Raw genomic sequence first — 18,653 nt, 5'->3', positions numbered from 1 at the left:
AGCCTTGACTTGGAGCGCGCTCCAAGATCCAGACTCCCGCTCAGTACGAGTGGATACCCGTACGGCTCTCGGCGGTGAGGCCGTCGGACGCGCGGGGTCCGACGGCCTCCATGAGTCAGACGGCGAGCGGCTGTTCCGCCTCGTGCAGCAGGCCGACCAGCGAATGGCGTGCGCGGGCAACGCGCGAGCGGACGGTGCCCACCGGGCAGCCGCTGACGAGGGCGGCTTCGGCGTATGGCAGTCCCAGCAACTGCGTGAGGACAAAGGCCTCCCGGCGCTCGTCGGGCAGCGTGGCCAGGAGTTCGCCGAGGGCAATGCCGTCGTCGAAGCCGGGCAGGTTACGGGACTGGGCGCGCTCCGCGGCGGACTGCCAGTCGTCCGTGTCCGCGAGCCGGGGGCGGGCCGCGGTGTGCCTGAGGCTGTCGATCACCGCGCGCCGGGCTATGGAGAGCAGCCAGGTACGGGCCGACGAGCGGCCCTCGAAGCGGTGCAGGCTGCCGAGCGCCCGCAGGAAGGTGTCCTGGGTCAGATCGTCGGCGGCCTGCGGGTCGGCGCTGAGGTAGGCGACGTACCGGCGTACGTCGCGGTGCAGGGCGCGTACGAATCGCTCGACGGCCAGGGGATCACCGCCGCGTGCGTCGAGCGCCCATGCGGTGATCGCGTCGTCGGTCGTACATCGCGTCGTACGGGGCACGGTCGAGGTCAGGGCAGAGTTCATTGCCTGATGTCCTTCTCGGAATCCGGGAATCCGGAGCCGCGCGAGGGCGGGTCCGGTGAGTCGTACGGCCGCGCGCACAGAGCGCGGCCGATGCCCGAGCGCCTGGAGCGAGCCCCAGGGCGGCATCGGGGAACCGGCTGTCAGCTGACAGCGGTTCCCGTGGGCGGACCCCGAGTGGTGAGGGCGTGCGCGAGCAGCAACTGCCGTGGCGTACGCGCTCGGCGGCTGCGCCGGACGCGGATACGCGGCGGACGGTGCGGCAGTGCGGGGACGCGGACCGGCAGACGGAGCGGGGCGACGAGCCGGTCGGCGAGTGCGCGCAGGATCCGGAATGCCGCGCGTTCGCCGTACGCGAGCCAGAGGCCGCTCAGCAGTGCGGCCAGCAGGTGGGCCGCGAGCATTCCGGTCGATGACGCCATGCCGCCGCCACTCATGCCGGTCATGTCGTGCGCCGTCGATGCCATGGACTCCATCGACTGCATCGACTCCATGGCGGACGCAGGGTGTTGGTGATGCATCGGCGGCATGTGCGGAGCAGTCGACTGGGCGAGCGAGAACGCGGTGTGCAGTGCGGTCTGCGCGGCGACGGCGAACAAGACGACCGGGAGCAGGGTGCGTTCCCGCTCGGCCAGGCACCAGGCCGCGGAACCGGTGATCACCGCTCCGGCGCCCACCGTCCACCAGGGGACGCCGGTCTGTGACATCAGCACGTGGCCGATGACCGCGAGCAGCACGCAGACGGCCGCGAACACCGCAGCCCGTACCGCGCGCACACCCCGTCCGACAGTCATGGCGGGGCTCATCCTCGCATCCGACTCGCGTTCATCAAGGGTGGGTACGGAAGTTCCCGAGCCACGCTCAAGCTCCGGCGCGTGATTCAAGCCACAGAAAATCGAGGGAACTTGAGGCCCTTTCCGTACGACTCATTGCCACGACCCGGGTGACGTCCCGGGCGGCGGAGGGACGGAGACAGGGGTGGGGACGGAGCAGGGGACGGAGCACAAACAAGCGGCCACGGCCACGGATGCGGCCCGTCCGGCGCGTGCGCCGACCGCGTTGCTGACCTGCGCGATGGCGTTCTCGATGATGCAGTTGTTCCTGCTCGGGGCGCTGGGTCCGCGGCTCGTGGACGAACTGGACGTCTCACCGACCCTGCTGGGTCTGACGACGACCGTCGGCTTCGGCGCGGCGGCCGTGCTCTCGCCGGTCGGCGGCCGCGTGGTGGACCGCGTGGGGCCGCGCCGCTGTCTGGTCGCGCTGCTTCTCGTCTCCGCCGTGGCGCTTGCCCTCATCGGATCGGCGCCCGGCGCGGGTCTGCTGCTGGCGGCGGTCGCGCTCGGCGGGCTCCCGCAGGCACTGGCCAACCCGGCCACCAACAAGGCGATCCTGGCCACCGTCCCGCCCGAGCGGCGCGGCTCGGTGACCGGGATGAAGCAGTCGGGCGTACAGCTCGGGGCCTTCGCCGCGGGGCTGCCGCTCACGGCGCTCGCCGGGGTCGCGGGCTGGCGGGGCGCGGTGTGGACGGCGGCGGGGGCCGCGGTGGTGGCGGCAGGCTGGGCGGCGCGGACACTGCCCCGGGATGTGCCCCGGGTTGGCGGCAGTACGCCGGGGGCGCGTTCCTCGCTCGTACCGCGGGGTGCGATCGCCTGGCTCGCGGCGTTCTCGCTGCTGCTCGGCTGCGGGATCGCGTCGGTCAATACGTATCTCGCGCTGTACGGCACACAACGGCTCGGCCTCGGGCCCACGGCGGCCGGTGCGCTCGTCGCCGTCCTCGGGGTCGCGGGCGTCGCGGGCCGCGTGGGCTGGTCGAAAGTGGCCGGGCAGCCCACACGCGCCGTATGGCTGCCCGGCGGGCTGGCCGCGGGGGCGGTGGGAGCCGCCCTGCTGTTGGCCGGCGCGTCCTTCGCCCACCCTCTGGCATGGGTCGCGGCGGTCGCCGTCGGTGTCTTCGCGGTCGCCGCCAACGCGGTGTCGATGGTGCTCGTCATGCAGCGCGCGACGCCGGGGCGGGCGGGGCAGGACTCGGCGCTGGTCTCGGCGGGCTTCTTCGCCGGATTCGCCGTCGGGCCACCGCTGTTCGGACTGCTGGCGGAGTCGGGGCGGTACGGGACGGGGTGGCTGCTGGTCGCCGGAGAGTTCGCGGGGGCGGGTGCGGTGGCGGTGTGGTGGGCGGTACGGGACCGGGGCGGGGTGAAACCGTGAGCGCCGTGGAGGCACCGGAGTGGGCCGCGCCCGCGCTTGCCAGGATCCTCGACCGGGTCGCCGTCACGCGGGCCGAAGTCGGCGACCGCTTCCCGCTGTTCGCGGACCCCAACAGCGGGCGATGGAGGACCACCGGGCGCGGTTCCTGGACCGGCGGGTTCTGGGCCGGGCTGCTGTGGCTGCGCGCCCGCCACACCGGTGAGGCCTCCGACCGGCGGGCCGCGGCGGCGTGCACGGCGCGCCTCGCCGACTGGGTGGACGCCGACACCGCCACGCGCGGGCTGATCCTCTGGTACGGGACCGCGCTCGCCGATGACGAGGCGTCTGTACGGCTGCGCGGACGGGCCGCCCGCGCCTGCCTGAAGTCCTTCGACCCCGAACTGGGCCTCGTCCCCTGGGGTTCGGCCTTCGGCGGCCCCCGGCTGCTGGCCCGCGCCGACGCGGTGCCCGGAATGGTGCCGCTGCTCGCGGCGGCGGACGCGGGGGCGGCCGAGAGCCACCTGTGGACGCACCTCGAACTGTGCCGGGGAAACGGGGCGTCGCGCTTCGACTCCGCGGCGGGCGAGTGGGTTCCGCACCCCGAACCGACACCCGGCTGGAGCCGGGGGCGGGCGTGGCTGCTGCTCGCGGCGGCGGACGCGGCGGGGCGGCTTGATGCGGCCGATCTGCGCGACCTCACCGACGAGTTGACCGACACCCGGCTGGTCCCCCCGGCGGACGACGCCCGTCCCGGCGGCCCCCTCGACACCTCCGCCGCCGCGATCACGGCGGTGGCCCTGCTCAAACTGGGCCGCCGCGAGCAGGCGGTGGCGGTGCTGGACGAGCTCGTGCGGGTGTACCTGGGGGAGGACGGGGGGCTGCGGGAGGGGTGCTACGACCTGGGCGGGGATGTGGCGGTGCGGCACGAGCTGGTGTGGGGGGACTTCTTTCTGGCAGTGGGGGTGGGGGTGTTGGTGGGGTTGCTGGGGGTGGGGGAGGTCTAGGGCGTGCGGTGCGGGTGCGGGGCGCGGTGGTCCGGCGCGGAGCCCCCGGTCAAGGCGAACGCAGCACCCGCCGCGCCACCGACACCACGTGAAGCTCGTCCGGACCGTCCAGGATCCGCGCCATCCTCCCCATCCGGAACAGCCCCGGCAGCGCCGTGTCCGGGCCCAGGCCCGCCGCGCCGTGGATCTGGATCGCCGCGTCCGCGACCTGCTGGAGCATCCTCGCCGCCGCGACCTTCGCCAGGCCCACCTCCACATGGGCGTCGCGCCCCGCGTCGAGGTGCGCCACGGCCTCGTACACCAGCGGGCGTGTCGTGCGCAGTGCGAGCAGCGCGTCGAAGAGATGGTGCTGGACGAGCTGGAGGTCGCCGAGCGGGCCCCGTGACCGGGTCCGGGTGAGGGCCCGTTCGCGCATCAGGTCGAAGGCGCGGCGAGCCTGGCCGAGCCAGCGCAGGCAGCGCAGGGTGCGGCCGAGTTGCAGTCGTTCGCCCGCGACGGCCAGGGCTTTGCCGGGTTCGCCGAGCAGATGGTCCGCGGGCACCGGGACCTCGTCGAGGGCGATCTCCCACTGGCCGCCCGCGCCCAGGACGGGCAGTTCGCGTACCACCCGGAAGCCGGGTGCGTCCGTGGGGACCAGGAGCAGGGACAGCCCGTCGCGGTCCGGCGGCGCGCCGCCGGTGCGGGCGAGGACGGTCACGAGGTCGGCTTCGCCGGCGCCGCTCGCGAACCACTTGCGGCCGGTCACCCTCCAGCCGCCGTCCGGAGCGGACTCGGCGCGGGTCTCGGTCAGGAAAGGGTCGGTGCCGGGGACTTCGGGTTCTGTCATCGCGTACGAGCTGCGCAGCTCCCCGGCGACCAGCCGCCGCGGATAGTCCTCGCGTACCCGGGCGCTGCCGTGCCGCCGCAGCATCCGCACATCCAGCAGGGAGGCCGAGCCGAGCGCCGCGGGCCCGTGGTCGCTGGCGCCCTCCGCCTCGGCGATGTGCGCGTACGAGCGGAGGGGAAGTCCTTGGCCGCCGAGTTCGGCGGGCAGGGGCAGCGCCCACAGGCCCTGCTTCTTGGCCTCCTGCCGCAGCCCGCGCAGAACGGCGGCAGCGTCCGGCCCGCCGCCGTCGAGGACGGGCTCCTGCGGCATGACCCGCCGACCTACGAAGTCGGCCACCCGGTCCCTCAACTCCCGTACGTCTGAGGGACATTCGGGAAGTCCCGCCGTCACCGGCACCTCTGGCTGCACCACTTTCCTCCGGCCTTCCGGGAACCCATGGGAACTACTGTCCGACTGCCTCTCACACGGAACAGGTCGGGCGCGACAGTCCCCTGGTTCCCACCGCTTCGGGAGAGGAGAGGCATGGCATCACCTGCCACCACGCGGACCGTCCGGCCGCTGGACGGCCTTCGCACGCGGGCCTCGGGGCCGCCGGGTCCCGGCGCCGGGCTCGTCGCGGAGCATCTGCGGCTGCTGGGTGCCGGGGCGGATGACGCCGAGGGGTCCGAGGTCGTCGTCGGGGGCGCCGGGTTCGGGGCTCTCACCGCCCGCACCGCCTGGGCGGACACGGCGCGCGACGTGACCGACGAGGCGACCGTGCAGGCCGCCACGGGGATCATGGCGGTGCACGGACGGCGCGACGGCGGCCCGCGCGGGATCGCGGCCGACTACGCCGCCACCGCCTCCGCCGTACTGACCGTCCAGGGAGTGCTCGCGGGGCTGCTGGCCCAGGCACGCGGCGGCCGGATCGCCGAGGTGTCGACGAGCGCGGACCGGGCGGGGCTGCTGGCCGTCTCGCAGTATCTGGCCGCGGCCGGTGCCGACGAGGGCGAGGCGGCCGAACTCGCCCCGGGCGGGCCGCCCTTCACCTCGGCCGACGGGATCGTCTTCGAGCTGGAGACCCTGGATCCGGGGGCGTGGGCGGTCTTCTGGCGTGCGCTCGGCGCTCCGGAGGATGCCATACGGGCGGGCTGGCGGCCCTTCCAGTTCCGTTACGCCACGGCCTGCGCGCCGTTCCACGGCGCACTGCATTCGACGGTCCGTGACAGCGACTGGGAGCGGATCCGGTACGCGGCCGAGGCCTCCGGCGCGGAAGTGTGCCCGCTGCGTTCCCTGGCCGACCGGGGTATCGAGGACGCTCCCCCGTGGACGCTGGCCCCGCACGACGCCGCGTACACCACGGGCGGCGCTCCGGGCGGGCTGCCGCTCGCCGGGCTGACTGTCCTGGAGGCGGGCCGCCGTATCCAGGCGCCGCTCGCCGCACATCTGTTGGGACTGCTCGGCGCCGATGTCGTCCGTATCGAACCGCCCGGCGGCGACCCGCTGCGCGGCATGCCGCCCGCCTGCTCCAGAATCTCCGCGCGCTGGCTCGCGCTCAACCGGGGCAAGCAGGCCGTCGAGATCGACATCAAGGCGGAAGACGACCGGCGGCGGCTGCGCGAAATGGCTGCCGGGGCGGACGTCTTCCTGCACAACTGGGCGCCCGGCAAGGCCGCCGAACTCGGCCTCGACCACCATCGGCTGGCCGCGGCCAACCCCGCGCTCGTCTACGCGTACACCAGCGGCTGGGCCGACCGGCTGCCCGGCGCCCCCATGGGCACCGACTTCATGGTCCAGGCCCGTACCGGCGTCGGCGAGGCCGTCCGGCCGGACGGTGAACCGCCCGCGCCCTCGCTGATGACCCTGCTCGATGTGCTCGGCGGGCTGCTCGGCGCGGAAGCCGTCCTGGCCGGGCTGCTGCTGCGGGAGCGTACCGGTCACGGCGTGCGGGTGGACTCCTCCCTCCTGGGCGCGGCCGATGTCCTGACCGCGCCCGCCCGCCGACGGGCAGCGCAGGGTCTGGCCCCGCGCCGTCCGGCCGGATTCCGCCGTCCGCTGCCCACCGCCGACGGCTGGATCGCACCCACCGACTCCTGCGCGGCCGCTGCCGCCGGGTACGACCTGGGCGCACTGCCCACCGCGGACGCCCTCGCGCAGCTGCGCACGCACGGTCTGGCCGCGACCGCGGTCACCACCGACCTGGCCGCGCTGCACCACGACCCGCGCTTCTCCGGCTCGATCAGCCGGGACGCGCACGGTGCACCTGCCGTTCCCGACCCCTGGAGCTTCCTGTGACCGTCGCCCTGCACGATCTGCTGCCCCCCGAGCTGCGCCGCTCCTGGACCGTCGACGGCACCTGCCCCGACCTCGACGTCTACAGCCTCTACCGGGCCCGCCAGATCGCCGATCTGCATCGCACGGCGGTGATCGACGCCAAGGGGAAGCTCTGTTACACCGCGCTGGACCGCAAGGTGCGATGTCTGGCCGCCGGCCTCACCGCTCTGGGCATACGCCCCGGCGACGTGGTCGGCGTCCAGCTCCCCGGCACCCGCAACGCCGTCATCGCCGATCTCGCGCTGGCCGCGATCGGCGCGGTCGCGCTGCCGTTCCCGGTCGGCCGGGGCGGGCGCGAGGCGGCCTCGCTGCTGAGCAGATCCGAGGCGGTCGCCGTGATCGCCGCCATCGAACACCGCGGCCGCGCGCACGCCGCCGATCTGCTCGCCCTGGCCGCCGAACTGCCCGCCCTGCGCACGGTGATCGCCGCCGGACCGGGCGAGGCGCCCGAAGGGTCCGTAGCGCTGTCGCAGCTGCTGCGCACCGACGCGAGCGCCTTCGTCCCCGCCCGCCCCGACCCCGACTCGGCCGTACGCATCCTGGTCTCGTCCGGCTCCGAGGCCGAGCCGAAGATGATCGCCTACTCGCACAACGCCCTGGCCGGCGGCCGCGGCAACTTCCTGGCATCCCTGATGAAGGACGGGCAGCCGCCGCGCTGTCTCTTCCTCGTCCCGCTCGCCTCCGCCTTCGGCAGCAACGCCACCGCGGTCGCCCTCGCCCGGCACGGCGGAACCCTGGTCCTGCTCGACCACTTCACGCCCGAGGCCGCCCTGGACGCCATCGCCGAGCACGAGCCGACGCATGTGCTGGGCGTGCCGACGATGATCCGCATGATGCTCGACGAACTCGCCGAGCGGCCGCGCGAACTCCCGGCGCCCACCGCACTGGTGCTCGGCGGGTCCGTGCTCGACGCGGCCACGGCCGATGAGGCGCGCCACGTCTTTCGCTGCCCGGTCGTCAATCTGTACGGGTCGGCGGACGGCGTCAACTGCCATACGGGACTGGGGGACTGGCCCGCGTCCGCGCCGGGACCCGGCGTGCTCGCCGGGCATCCCGATCCCCGTGTCGCCGACATCCGTGTCGCCGTTCCCGGCACACGCGAGATGGAGGAGGCACCCGCCGGCGCCGTGGGTGAGATCGTCGCCCGCGGTCCGATGACGCCGCTGTGCTACGTCGGCGCGCCCGAGCTCGACGCGCGCTACCGCACGGCCGACGGGTGGGTCCGCACCGGAGACCTGGGACTCCTGGAGGAGGACGGGGCGCTGCGGATCGTCGGCCGTCTCAAGGATGTGGTGATCCGCGGCGGGGCCAACATCAGCCCCGCGGAGGTCGAGATCGAACTGGCCGCGCATCCGGCGGTACGGGACGTGGTGTGCGTCGGCGTGCCCGACCCGCTGATGGGCGAGCGGCTCGCGGCGTGCGTGGTCACGAGGGACGGACAGGCCGCGGTGACACTGGACGAGCTGGGCGCGTATCTGGACGCGCGGGGCGTGGAGCGCCGTAAGCACCCGGAGCGGCTGCTGGTCGTGGCCTCGGTGCCGCTGACCCCCGCGGGAAAGCCGGACCGTGGGGCGCTGCGGGAACGGTTCGCCGGTGCGGGGCTGGTCGAGGCGGTCTGACCCGGGGTCTGTGCGCGCAACCGCCGGACGGGCTGGATTTCCCGGCCCGTCCGGCACATTCGGGCACCTGGGTCAGGGCTTGGCCAGCGCCGCCTTCAACGCGGAAGCCGCATCGCGGTACACCGGCAGCAGATCCAGGTCCTTCCCGGGGAAGTTGACGATCTTCACCTGCTCCGCACCCGAGTCGGGCAGCACCGTCCCCGTCGACATGTGCGCGTTGTCCAGCACGAGCGCCGGCTTCTTCGCCGACAGATCCGACAGCTGCTTCGCGCTCACCGCCTCGGGCCCGTACGTCCCCACCACCTGCGCGCCCGCCATCTTCGCCGACCACGCGGTGAACACCTGCGTGACCACAGCCGGAGCCTTTCCGCCCGGCCAGGCCGCCTTCAACTCCCGCTGCAGACCGGCGTACTGGGCCCCGAAGCCCTTCTGCCACGTCGTCGCGGCGGACTCGGTCCCGAACAGCTTGCCCAGCCGGGCGACCTCGCCCGTCACCTTGCCCGCGTCGTTGTCGAGGTTCACCTCGACCAGCTTCGCGTCGGAGCCCGCGGCGGCCTTGATCTTCTCCGCGTACGGCTCGAAGGGCGCGTAGAGCACGAAGTCGGCGTCGGCCACCGCCGCGAGGTCGGACGGCTTGGGGTCGTAGTCGGGGGCGTGCTGCACCGACTGGGGGACGATCACCTTGACGTCCTTCGCGCCCGCGGCCTTGGCGAAGGCGCCTTCCCAGGTCGTGGTCGCGACGACCACCGGGGCCTCGTCGTGCGGGTGCCCGTCGTCTTTGGACGAGGCGTCCGAGCTGCCGCCGCAGCCCGCGGTCAGGGCGAGGGCGGTGGTCAGTGCGAGGAGGGAAGCGATGCGGACGCGGGTGCGCGCCATGGGCGGATTCTCCGTTCGGGGACGAGATGGACGCCGAGGGCAACGGCCCCGGCGGTCAGGACAAGGACGGGACCGGGCGGCAGATCCAGCCGGAGGGCGATCAGAAAGCCCGTCGCGTTGACGGCGACGCCGATGCCGACGGCCCAGGCCGTGATCGACCTCAGCGAGGAGCCCAGACGGCGCGCGGCGAGTGCGGGCAGCAGGGTCAGCGCGTCGACGAGGAGCGCGCCGGTCAGCTTGATCGCACCGGCGACGGCCACCGCGACCAGGACGAGCAGGACGAGGGTGAGGCGTTCGACCCGTACGCCGGAGCAGAGGGCGAGTTCGCGGTCGTACAGCAGCAGGGCGATGTCGCGCCGCCGCCACCAGAACAGTCCGGGCACCACGACGGCGAGCGCGCCCAGCACCCACAGATCGGCGGTGCCCACCGAGAGGATCGACCCCCACAGCAGGGCGAACGCGCCTGCGGCGTTGACTCCCGAGACCGAGAGCACCAGCAGCGCGGCTGCGATGGCCAGGCTCATCAGCAGGCCCATCGCGCCGGAGAGCCCGTCGGGTGTGCGGGCGAGCGGCGCGACTCCGGCGCCCGCGAGAGCGCAGGCGAGCAGCGCGCACAGCATGGGGTCAAGGCCGGTGAGCAGCCCGACGGCGATCCCCAGCAGGGCCACATGCATCATCGCGAACCGCACCGGCATGATGTCGAGACCGACGATCACGACGCCGACGACCGGAAGCCCGACGGCGGCCAGCAGCAGGGCGAAGCCCGCGCGTTGAACGGGGACGAGCTGCAACAGCGCGCCGATGTCGGCGGCGGCGAGCGTCATACGACCTCCCGCAGCCGGCCGGCGGCCATCTCCAGGACGCGCTCGCAGCGGTCGGCCAGGGCACGGTCGTGGGTCACCACGACCAAGGTCGCGGGCAGGGACAGCAGGACGTCGGCGGCCTCCTCCTGCCCGGCGAAGTCGAGCGCGGCGGTGGGCTCGTCGGCGAGCAGCACCCCGGCCCCGGCGGCGACGGCACCGGCGGCCCGGGCCAGATACATACGCTGCAGCTGGCCGCCGGACAGCGTGTGCAGCGGCCGCCCGGTCAGGTGGCCGACGCCCAGTTTCTCCGCCGCTTCCTCAGCCTCGGCCGCCGCGCCGCCGCTGGTCAGCAACTCCCCGGCCAGCAGCGGAAAGCGCCCGGCCGCGGGCTTCTGCGGAATCCACGCACAGGCCCGCCGCCGCCAGGCCCACTCGGCCGGCGTGCGGGCCGGACGCCCGCCGACGAGAACCTCGCCGTCCGCGGTCCGGTGCAGGCCGAGCAGGGCCCGTAGCAGTGTGGTCTTGCCGGAGCCGTTGGTGCCGGTCAGCGCCACCCGCTCGCCGGGCGCGATGTCGAGATCCACGGCGCGTACGGCTTCGATACGGCCGTGCCGGCAGCCGACCCGGCGCATCCGCACGTCAAGCCCGCCCATTCCACCTCCCGTTCAGTCACCCAGGTACGGGAGAGGAGTCGGACGGCGGTGCCGATGAGTTCCCGGGCTCGATCGGCGGCATCGATCAACTCGCGGACCTGACCGCACGGATGAGCGAACCGGGTCACTAAAGTTGCACCGTGACAGTCGCGGATACGGGACCGGACAGCCGGAGCGCCGGGCGGTATTTATGGTGGCTGATCACCAGCCAGCGGCGCCGCGTCGCCGCGGGCGCTCTGCTCGGGAGTCTGTGGATGGTGTGCCTGACGCTCCCGCCGTATCTCCTGTCGCGGGCCATCGACGAAGGACTCCGGCCGGGCGACTTCGGCGCGCTGACCGGTTGGGTCACCGCACTGCTCGGCGTCGGGGTGCTCAACGCCTGGCTGGCGATCATGCGCCATCGCACCATGACCCGGATCCGGATGGACGCCGTGTTCCGTACCGTCGAGGTCGTCGTCCGGCAGTCGACGCGCCTGGGCGCGGCACTGCCGCGGCTGCTCACCGCCGGCGAGGTGGTCACGATCGGCATCAGCGACGTGAGGACCATCAGCCAGACGCTCACTATCACCGGGCCCGGCGTCGGGGCGGTCTTCGCCTATCTCGCAGTGGCCGTCCTGCTGCTCACCGTCTCCCCGCTGCTCACCGCCGTGGTCCTGCTCGGTGTGCCGGTGCTCGCCGTGCTGGTGGGTCCGCTGCTCGGACGGCTCCAGGGCGCGGAGTCGACCTACCGCGAGAGGCAGGGCACGCTGGCGGGTCGGATCGGGGATCTCGTGGGCGGGCTGCGCGTGCTCAACGGCCTGGGCGGCAAAGGGCTGTACGCCGACCACTACCGCCGCGGATCGCAGATGCTACGGGCCGAGGGCTACCGGGTCGGCGTCGTGACCAGCTGGATCCAGGCGCTCGGGGTCGGGCTGCCCGCGGTCTTCCTCGCCGTCGTGACGTGGCTGGCGGCGAGGATGGCGGCTCAAGGGGCCATCACCGTAGGCGAGTTGGTGGCGGTTTACGGCTATGTCGCGGTCCTCGTCGTACCGGTGGCGTTCTTCATCGAGGGCGGCTACGACCTGGGGCGCGGCCTGGTCGCGGCCCGACAGGTGGTGCGCTTCCTGAATCTGGACCCCTCGGACGCGGACGTCGCCCATCCGGTCGATCCGCCGGCGTCCCCTGCCGTACTGCACGATCCGGAATCCGGTGTGGAGGTGACGCCCGGGCGGCTGACCGCGCTGGTCAGCGCGCGGCCCGCGCAGTGCGCGGAGGTGGTGGACCGGCTCGCAAGATTCACCGGGTCGGCCGCGACCTGGGGCGGAATACGCCTCGACGCGATGGCATCGGCACGGATACGGGAGCGGATCCTGGTCGCCGACAACGAAGCCGATCTGTTCTCAGGGCCTCTGCGGGAGGTGGTCGCCGGGCGGTCGGACCGGGACGAGGACGCCGTCGCAGCGGCGGTGCACGCGGCCGTCGCACAGGACATCGTCGACGGGCTGCCCGACGGCCTCGACTCGGCGGTCGACGCGCAGGGCCGCAATCTCTCCGGCGGCCAGCGCCAGCGCATACGGCTCGTACGGGCTCTGCTCGCCGAACCCGAGGTACTGATGGCGGTCGAGCCCACATCCGCTGTCGACGCCCATACGGAGGCGGCGCTCGCCTCCCGGCTGCGTGCCGCCCGGGCCGGGCGCACCACCGTGGTCACCAGCACCTCGCCGCTGCTTCTTGAGCAGGCGGACACCGTGTACTTCCTGGTCGACGGGACCACGGCCGCGACCGGCAGCCACCGTGAACTGCTCGCGGCCGAGCCCAGGTACCGCGCGCTGGTCTCCCGCAGCGCGGGCGAGCAGGAGGGTCAGCGGTGAACCGCCACCTCCCGGTCGCCGAGCCGCACCACGTACGCCGCGCCGCCCTGCGGCTCGTCCGGCTGGACTCACGCGCCTTCGCCGCCGTGATCGCGCTCAACGCGCTGGCCGCCGGGGCCGGGCTCGCCGGGCCCTGGCTGGTCGGACGTGTCATCGACCGGATCGGCGACGGCGCGGGTGTCGCCACCGTGGACCGGCTGGCCCTCGCCATCCTCTGCTTCGCCGTCGCCCAGCTGCTGCTCACCCGCTTCGCCCGGTACGTGGGACACCGCTTCGGAGAGCGGACGTCCGCCCGGATCCGTGAACAGTTCGTCGAGCGGGCGCTCTCCCTGCCCGCATCCGTCGTGGAACGGGCCGGGACCGGTGATCTCACCGCGCGTGGCACCGCCGATGTCGCGGCCGTGGGCACCACGCTGCGCGACGCCGGGCCCGAGGTCTCCATCGCGATGGCCCAGGCCCTGTTCATCATCGGCGCGGTGTTCGCCCTCGACCCGCTGCTCGGTGCCTGCGGGCTGCTCGGCCTGATCGGCATCTGGTTCGCCGCACGCTGGTACCTGCGCCGCGCGCACGCCGACTATCTCGCCGAGGGCGCCGCCAACTCCGCGCTCGCCGAGGTGCTTTCCGCCACGGCGTCCGGCGCCCGCACCGTCGAGGCACTCGGGCTCCAGGAGCGGCGTATCGCGGCCTGCCGTGACGCCGTCGAGGAGTGCCGGCGGACCCGGATGCGGACGCTGTTCCTGCGCAGTGTGCTCTTCCCGGCCGTGGACGTCTCGTACGTCCTGCCGGTCGTCGGCGTACTGCTGCTCGGCGGCGTACTGCAGGCGCACGGCACGGTCACCCTCGGAGCCGTGGTCGCATCGGCCCTGTATCTACGGCAGTTGTCCGAGCCGCTCGACACCGTTCTCCTGTGGCTCGACCAACTGCAGAGCAGCTCCGCGGCGTTCGCCCGGGTCGAAGGTCTCGGGCGGGCCCCGGCAGCGCCGCCGGCCGCAGAGGCCGCTCCCGCCGACGACCTGATCGAGGTCGCCGGCGCGCGGTACGCCTACGACGGCGGACGCGACGTCCTGCACGGCGTCGACCTCACCGTCCGCCCCGGCGAACGGCTCGCTGTCGTGGGCCCTTCCGGCGCGGGCAAGTCAACCCTGGGCAGACTGCTCGCCGGCATCGACGCCCCGCACACGGGCACGGTCAGCGTCGGCGGCATACCGCTTGCCGCGCTCGACGCCGCACAATTGCGCCGCCAGGTCGTCCTCGTCACCCAGGAACACCATGTCTTCCTCGGCACGATCCGGGACAACCTGCTGATCGCGGCCCCCTTAGCCACCCGCACCGAACTGTCCGCGGCTCTCGCCGCCGTCGGCGCCGACTGGGTGTCCGAGCTCCCTGACGGCCTCGACACCGAGCTGGGCGCGGGCGCCCACCGCCTCGACGGGGCCCAAGCCCAGCAACTCGCCCTGGCCCGCGTCGTCCTGGCCGACCCGCACACGCTGATACTCGACGAGGCGACGGCCCTCCTGGACGCGACGACGGCACGCCATACGGAACGGGCGCTCGCCGCGGTCCTCAAGGGCCGCACGGTCATCGCCATCGCGCACCGTCTGCATACGGCCCACGACGCGGACCGGGTGGCGGTCCTGGCGGAGGGGCGACTCGCGGAACTGGGGACGCATGAGGAACTGGTGGGGGGTGGGGGTGCGTATGCGGCGCTGTGGCGGTCCTGGCACGGGGGATAGCGGCTCGGCCGCACATCTCAGCCCGTCCGGCGTCTGAGGACATGCGGCCGAAGGTCGCATACGGGTCTGGGGGCTTGCCCCCAGTTCGGGATGGGGGTACCTCCCACGGCCGCCAGGCCGTAGGGGGACGGCAGGCAGGCCCACGCAGCGGAACCCCGCCCCCTCAACCCCCCGCCCGCACCACCACCGCCACCGCCCGTATCTCATCCCCGCCCCGGAACCTCAGCACGAAATCGACCCGCTCACCCAGCCGCAGAGCCGGTGGATCCTCGACCATCACGTCACCCACCGCCGGGGACATCCGCACCTCCCCGCCCGCCGGCACCTTCAGCTCCCGCAGCGCCTCCATCCGGCCCGCCCCGTCCGACTCGACGTCGCGCGCGAGCATCGTCGGCGAGCCGAGCAGCGGGGCCTCGACGGAGACCAGGGACGCGTCGGCGCCTCCCGTGTTGCGCAGGTCGAAGTAGGCCACGGTGTCGCGGCCCGCGAGCGGCTGGACGACCCGGGCGCGGGTGATCGTGATCTTGGCCGGGGGCTCGCCGGCCGCGCCGCTGGAGACGTAGGCGGTGAGCAGGGCGAGCGTCACGGCGCAGGCGGCCACCGGCACGAGGATCGCGGCCGTCACGGCTGCCCGGCGCCCGGCGGGGTCAGCGGAGGCTGAGGTCATCGGAGCCCCTCCGTACGGCGGAACGGCCGGGGACGCGCCCGGCGGCCTGCGGCCGTCTGCGGGGCCGCGGTCCGTCGGCGCGCAGCCGCAGACTGTTCCCGACGACCAGCACCGAGCTCGCGGACATCGCCAGCGCCGCGAACATCGGGTTGAGCCACCCGGTCGCGGCCAGCGGCACGGTGACCACGTTGTAGCCGAAGGCCCAGACGAGGTTGACCCGGATCGTGGCGAGCGTGCGGCGGGTGAGGAGCACCGCGTCGACGACCGCCGCCATGTCCTCCCGTACGAGAGTGATGTCCGCGGCCCCGATCGCCGCGTCCGTTCCGCTGCTCATGGCGATACCGAGGTCGGCGCCGGCCAGGGCGGCCGCGTCGTTGACCCCGTCGCCGATTACCGCGACGTGCCGTCCTTCGGCGCGCAAGGAGGCGACCAGTTCCGACTTGCCCTCGGGGCTGACGCCCGCGTGCACGGCGCTGATGCCCAGCTCCCGCGCGACGGCCTGCGCCGCGGCGGACCCGTCTCCGGTCACCAGGATCGGTTCGATGCCCAGGCGCTTCAGCTTGGTCACCGCCGCGCCGCTGGAGGGCCGCAGGGTGTCACCGACGGCGAGCAGGGCGGCGGGCCGGGAGTCGATCTCGACGACGACCGCCGTGAGCCCGGCCTCCTCGGCACGCAGCAGGCCCTCGTGGAGCGTGTCCGGGAGCGGGCCGGCGGCTCGTGGACTGCGTACGGAGATCTCCCGGCCCTCGACCCGGCCGTGCACCCCTTCGCCCCGTACGGCCCTGAAGCCTGCCGTCTCGGGCAGCGGTTCACCGCCCGCCTGCCTGCGCGCGGCCGCCACCAGGGCGCGGCCGACGGGATGTTCGGAGCCGTACTCCACCGCGCCCACGAGTCGCAGCACATCAGCGGCGTCGCGGCCTTCGGCCACCACGGTCTCGACGAGGGTCATACGGCCCGCGGTGAGCGTTCCGGTCTTGTCGAAGACGGCGGTGTCGACCCGGCGCAGCCGCTCCAGGGCGCCCGGATCCTTGATCAACACGCCGAGCCGCGCACCGTGTCCCGTCGCCGCCAGGAACGCGGTGGGCGTAGCAAGCCCCAGCGCGCACGGGCAGGCGACGACCAGGACGGCGACCGCCGCGGTGACCGCCGCCTCCGGGTCGGCACCGGCCCCGAGCCAGAAGCCGAGCACGCACGCCGCGACCGTCACGATGGCCGGGACGAACACGCCCGCGACGGCGTCGGCGAGCCGCTGAATCCTCGCCTTGCCCGCCTGCGCGTCGGTCACCAGCCTGGTGATGCGGGCGAGTTGGGTGTCGGCTCCGACGGCGGTCGCGCGGACGACGAGCAGCCCGCCGGAGTTCACGGCACCCCCCACGACGCGGAAGCCGGGCCCCACCTCGACAGGAGTCGACTCACCGGTGACCAGGGACAGATCCAGCGCCGAACTGCCCTCGGTCACCACGCCGTCGGTGGCGACCTTCTCGCCCGGCCGGACCATGAACTCCTGCCCGGTCCGCAGCGCGGAAACGGGGATGCGCTCACCGCTCCCCTTCAACTCCACGTCCTTCGCGCCCAGTTCGGCGAGTGCCCGCAGCGCCGACCCGGTGCCGCGCTTGGCGCGCGCCTCCAAGTGCCGCCCGGCAAGGACGAAGAGGGGTACGCCGACCGCGGCCTCCAGATACAGATGCGCGGTGCCCCCCTCGGCACTCGGCAGCCAGCTGAACGGCATGCGCATGCCCGGATCACCCGCCCCGCCGAGGTAGAGGGCGTACACCGACCACAGGTAGGACGCGATCACACCGAGCGAGACCAGGGTGTCCATGCCGGCCGTCGCATGGCGAAGCCCGCTGAGCGCCCGGGCGTGGAAGGGCGCGGAGCTCCAGACGACGACCGGTCCCGCGAGCGTGAAGCAGAGCCACTGCCAGTAGTCGAACTGCACGGCGGGAACCATCGACAGAACGAGGACCGGCACCGCGAGCACGGCGGTGATCACCAGCCGTTCCCGCCCGTCGTCGTCCCCGTCGTCGTCCCCGCCCTCGTCCTCGTCCCCCGTGGCGAGCGGAGGCGACGGCAACCGGGCGGTGTAGCCCGCCCGTTCCACCGTGGAGATCAGCAGATCCACACCCACCTCGGGCGGATGTGTGATCCGGGCAAGACCGGTGGCCAGATTGACCGTGGCGCTCACCCCGTCGACCCGGTTCAGCTTCTTCTCGACCCGGGCCACGCACGCCGCGCAGGTCATGCCGCTGATCAGCAGATCCGTCACCGGCCCGCCCCCATGTCATGCATCCCGGGCATCCCGCCGTGCTCCTCGCCACCGGGACTGTTCGGCTCGTCGACACGGTGCAGCCCGGGCGCCACCGGGCCGACGGCGCGCCCCACGGCGTACGAGAGGGCCGTCAGGGCGAGCACCAGGAGCACGAACCCCACCAGGGCCGTGGGAACGGGCATCCGCGAAGTCCTCATGCGTCCATACCGTACGGGGGTATGAGCGCGAGGCGAACCCCCAGGGGCTGTGAGGAAGAACAGCCCTCGGGACGGGAACCCGGAGGACCCCTTGCGCGACTGGCGGGCGCCCATCGGCTGCGTGATCCTCGGGACATGAGCCCCACGATTCATCTCGCCCAGCAGCCCGAGGCCGACGAACTGCTCGGCCGCAGCCCGCTCGCCGCCCTGGTGGGCATGCTGCTCGACCAGCAGGTCCCCATGGAGTGGGCGTTCTCAGGCCCGTACACCATCGCCCGGCGACTCGGCGGCGAAGATCTGGACGCCGCCGAGATCGCAGCGTACGACCCGGACGCCTTCGCCGAACTGCTGAAGGAGAAGCCCGCCGTCCACCGCTACCCGGGCAACATGGCCAAGCGGGTGCAGCTGCTGTGCCAGTACCTCGTCGACGAGTACGACGGCGATGCGAGCGCCATCTGGCGCGATGCGGCGAGCGGCGACGAGCTGCTCGCGCGGCTGAAGGCACTGCCCGGCTTCGGAGAGCAGAAGGCGAAGATCTTTCTGGCGCTGCTGGGCAAGCAGTTCGACGTACAGCCCACGGGCTGGCGCGAGGCGGCCGGAGCGTACGGCGAGAAGGGCTGCTACCGCTCGGCGGCGGACATCACCGGACCGGACTCGCTGGCTAAGGTGCGGGAGCACAAGCAGGAGATGAAGCGCGCGGCGAAGGCAGCGAAAAAGTCCTGAACGGCGCCGTGCCGTCCGGCCCGGGACTCTGCCCCGGAACCCGGGCTTCACATGTCTCCGGGTCTGTGTCACGGAGCAGACTCCGACCCCTTTCGAGCGAATCGGCCGCACTGTCTGCGTGATCCACTCCGGGACTGTTTCCGGGTTTGCGCAATTTTGCCCGGGATCGCACTCCGCCACCGTGGCTGCGCCCGGAGCCTCTTGACCGGTAGGCTTTCCGT

The 18,653-nt window shown here is 73.3% G+C and carries 16 protein-coding genes; 7 read left to right on the top strand and 9 right to left on the bottom strand.

Annotated features, from left to right (window positions below; translation table 11 throughout):
- Positions 1-115 precede the first annotated feature (115 nt).
- Both OHA61_RS19905 and OHA61_RS19900 read right to left on the bottom strand, forming a co-directional pair.
- Positions 116-718, bottom strand: a complete 603-nt coding sequence (locus tag OHA61_RS19905; protein ID WP_389368771.1) for a sigma-70 family RNA polymerase sigma factor — start codon at positions 716-718, stop codon at positions 116-118.
- A 140-nt stretch (positions 719-858) separates the two neighbouring features.
- Positions 859-1,509 (bottom strand): hypothetical protein, encoded by a 651-nt coding sequence (locus tag OHA61_RS19900; RefSeq protein WP_406304151.1) that lies wholly within the window; start codon positions 1,507-1,509, stop codon positions 859-861.
- Between the two features lie 280 nt (positions 1,510-1,789).
- Here OHA61_RS19900 and OHA61_RS19895 point away from each other — a divergent pair, with 280 nt between their 5' ends.
- The gene (locus OHA61_RS19895; protein WP_406307403.1) at positions 1,790-2,920 is read left to right on the top strand and encodes an MFS transporter; all 1,131 of its coding nucleotides are present in this window, start codon (positions 1,790-1,792) and stop codon (positions 2,918-2,920) included.
- Entirely contained in the window at positions 2,917-3,903 is a 987-nt protein-coding gene (locus tag OHA61_RS19890; RefSeq protein WP_406304150.1) for a sugar ABC transporter permease, read from the top strand. The genes OHA61_RS19895 and OHA61_RS19890 overlap by 4 nt, the downstream gene beginning before the upstream one ends.
- Before the next feature lie 49 nt (positions 3,904-3,952).
- Here OHA61_RS19890 and OHA61_RS19885 read toward each other — a convergent pair whose 3' ends face one another.
- Complete coding sequence (locus tag OHA61_RS19885) at positions 3,953-5,137, bottom strand: acyl-CoA dehydrogenase family protein (protein ID WP_406307402.1); 1,185 nt, start codon at positions 5,135-5,137, stop codon at positions 3,953-3,955.
- Between the two features lie 114 nt (positions 5,138-5,251).
- Between OHA61_RS19885 and OHA61_RS19880 the strand changes: the two genes are divergently transcribed.
- Both OHA61_RS19880 and OHA61_RS19875 read left to right on the top strand, forming a co-directional pair.
- A complete protein-coding gene (locus tag OHA61_RS19880) occupies positions 5,252-7,003 on the top strand; it encodes a CoA transferase (protein ID WP_406304149.1) in 1,752 nt (583 codons plus the stop codon).
- On the top strand, positions 7,000-8,661 hold the full coding sequence (locus OHA61_RS19875) for a class I adenylate-forming enzyme family protein (protein ID WP_406304148.1): 1,662 nt from the start codon (positions 7,000-7,002) through the stop codon (positions 8,659-8,661). The genes OHA61_RS19880 and OHA61_RS19875 overlap by 4 nt, the downstream gene beginning before the upstream one ends.
- 72 nt (positions 8,662-8,733) lie before the next feature.
- On the opposite strand, the gene OHA61_RS19870 is transcribed toward OHA61_RS19875, so the two are convergent.
- The 3 genes from OHA61_RS19870 to OHA61_RS19860 are packed head-to-tail and all read right to left on the bottom strand — an operon-like array spanning position 8,734 to position 10,993.
- Entirely contained in the window at positions 8,734-9,537 is an 804-nt protein-coding gene (locus tag OHA61_RS19870; RefSeq protein ID WP_406304147.1) for a metal ABC transporter solute-binding protein, Zn/Mn family, read from the bottom strand.
- Positions 9,495-10,361: a metal ABC transporter permease gene (locus OHA61_RS19865; RefSeq protein WP_361908474.1), complete on the bottom strand. Its 867-nt coding sequence runs from the start codon at positions 10,359-10,361 to the stop codon at positions 9,495-9,497. The genes OHA61_RS19870 and OHA61_RS19865 overlap by 43 nt, the downstream gene beginning before the upstream one ends.
- Positions 10,358-10,993, bottom strand: coding sequence for an ATP-binding cassette domain-containing protein (locus OHA61_RS19860; protein ID WP_406304146.1), 636 nt, complete (start codon positions 10,991-10,993; stop codon positions 10,358-10,360). Before OHA61_RS19860 ends, OHA61_RS19865 begins: the two co-directional genes overlap by 4 nt.
- Before the next feature lie 254 nt (positions 10,994-11,247).
- Here OHA61_RS19860 and OHA61_RS19855 point away from each other — a divergent pair, with 254 nt between their 5' ends.
- Positions 11,248-12,843: an ABC transporter transmembrane domain-containing protein gene (locus OHA61_RS19855; protein WP_406304145.1), complete on the top strand. Its 1,596-nt coding sequence runs from the start codon at positions 11,248-11,250 to the stop codon at positions 12,841-12,843.
- Entirely contained in the window at positions 12,840-14,576 is a 1,737-nt protein-coding gene (locus OHA61_RS19850; RefSeq protein WP_406304144.1) for an ABC transporter ATP-binding protein, read from the top strand. Before OHA61_RS19855 ends, OHA61_RS19850 begins: the two co-directional genes overlap by 4 nt.
- A 163-nt stretch (positions 14,577-14,739) precedes the next feature.
- On the opposite strand, the gene OHA61_RS19845 is transcribed toward OHA61_RS19850, so the two are convergent.
- From OHA61_RS19845 to OHA61_RS19835, 3 genes are read right to left on the bottom strand one after another with little or no spacing between them, the layout of a single operon-like run.
- Positions 14,740-15,243, bottom strand: a complete 504-nt coding sequence (locus OHA61_RS19845; RefSeq protein ID WP_406304143.1) for a copper chaperone PCu(A)C — start codon at positions 15,241-15,243, stop codon at positions 14,740-14,742.
- Positions 15,224-17,485 (bottom strand): heavy metal translocating P-type ATPase, encoded by a 2,262-nt coding sequence (locus OHA61_RS19840; protein WP_406307401.1) that lies wholly within the window; start codon positions 17,483-17,485, stop codon positions 15,224-15,226. Before OHA61_RS19840 ends, OHA61_RS19845 begins: the two co-directional genes overlap by 20 nt.
- A 20-nt stretch (positions 17,486-17,505) precedes the next feature.
- On the bottom strand, positions 17,506-17,694 hold the full coding sequence (locus OHA61_RS19835) for a hypothetical protein (RefSeq protein ID WP_406304142.1): 189 nt from the start codon (positions 17,692-17,694) through the stop codon (positions 17,506-17,508).
- A gap of 150 nt (positions 17,695-17,844) precedes the next feature.
- On the opposite strand from OHA61_RS19835, the gene OHA61_RS19830 reads away from it, so the two are divergent.
- The gene (locus OHA61_RS19830) at positions 17,845-18,432 is read left to right on the top strand and encodes an HhH-GPD-type base excision DNA repair protein (RefSeq protein ID WP_406304141.1); all 588 of its coding nucleotides are present in this window, start codon (positions 17,845-17,847) and stop codon (positions 18,430-18,432) included.
- Positions 18,433-18,653: the final 221 nt, after the last annotated feature.

This window comes from Streptomyces sp. NBC_00885, from assembly GCF_045207475.1.
GTDB lineage: Bacteria > Actinomycetota > Actinomycetes > Streptomycetales > Streptomycetaceae > Streptomyces.
This window is presented reverse-complemented; position numbering and strand designations above follow the sequence as displayed.

Coding starts and splice junctions, on each gene's coding strand:
- OHA61_RS19905 (WP_389368771.1), bottom strand. CDS start 718: ATGAACTCTGCCCTGACCTCGACCGTGCCCCGTACGACGCGATGTACG.
- OHA61_RS19900 (WP_406304151.1), bottom strand. CDS start 1,509: ATGACTGTCGGACGGGGTGTGCGCGCGGTACGGGCTGCGGTGTTCGCG.
- OHA61_RS19895 (WP_406307403.1), top strand. CDS start 1,790: ATGGCGTTCTCGATGATGCAGTTGTTCCTGCTCGGGGCGCTGGGTCCG.
- OHA61_RS19880 (WP_406304149.1), top strand. CDS start 5,252: ATGGCATCACCTGCCACCACGCGGACCGTCCGGCCGCTGGACGGCCTT.
- OHA61_RS19870 (WP_406304147.1), bottom strand. CDS start 9,537: ATGGCGCGCACCCGCGTCCGCATCGCTTCCCTCCTCGCACTGACCACC.
- OHA61_RS19865 (WP_361908474.1), bottom strand. CDS start 10,361: ATGACGCTCGCCGCCGCCGACATCGGCGCGCTGTTGCAGCTCGTCCCC.
- OHA61_RS19860 (WP_406304146.1), bottom strand. CDS start 10,993: ATGGGCGGGCTTGACGTGCGGATGCGCCGGGTCGGCTGCCGGCACGGC.
- OHA61_RS19855 (WP_406304145.1), top strand. CDS start 11,248: ATGGTGTGCCTGACGCTCCCGCCGTATCTCCTGTCGCGGGCCATCGAC.
- OHA61_RS19845 (WP_406304143.1), bottom strand. CDS start 15,243: ATGACCTCAGCCTCCGCTGACCCCGCCGGGCGCCGGGCAGCCGTGACG.
- OHA61_RS19840 (WP_406307401.1), bottom strand. CDS start 17,485: ATGACCTGCGCGGCGTGCGTGGCCCGGGTCGAGAAGAAGCTGAACCGG.
- OHA61_RS19835 (WP_406304142.1), bottom strand. CDS start 17,694: ATGCCCGTTCCCACGGCCCTGGTGGGGTTCGTGCTCCTGGTGCTCGCC.
- OHA61_RS19830 (WP_406304141.1), top strand. CDS start 17,845: ATGAGCCCCACGATTCATCTCGCCCAGCAGCCCGAGGCCGACGAACTG.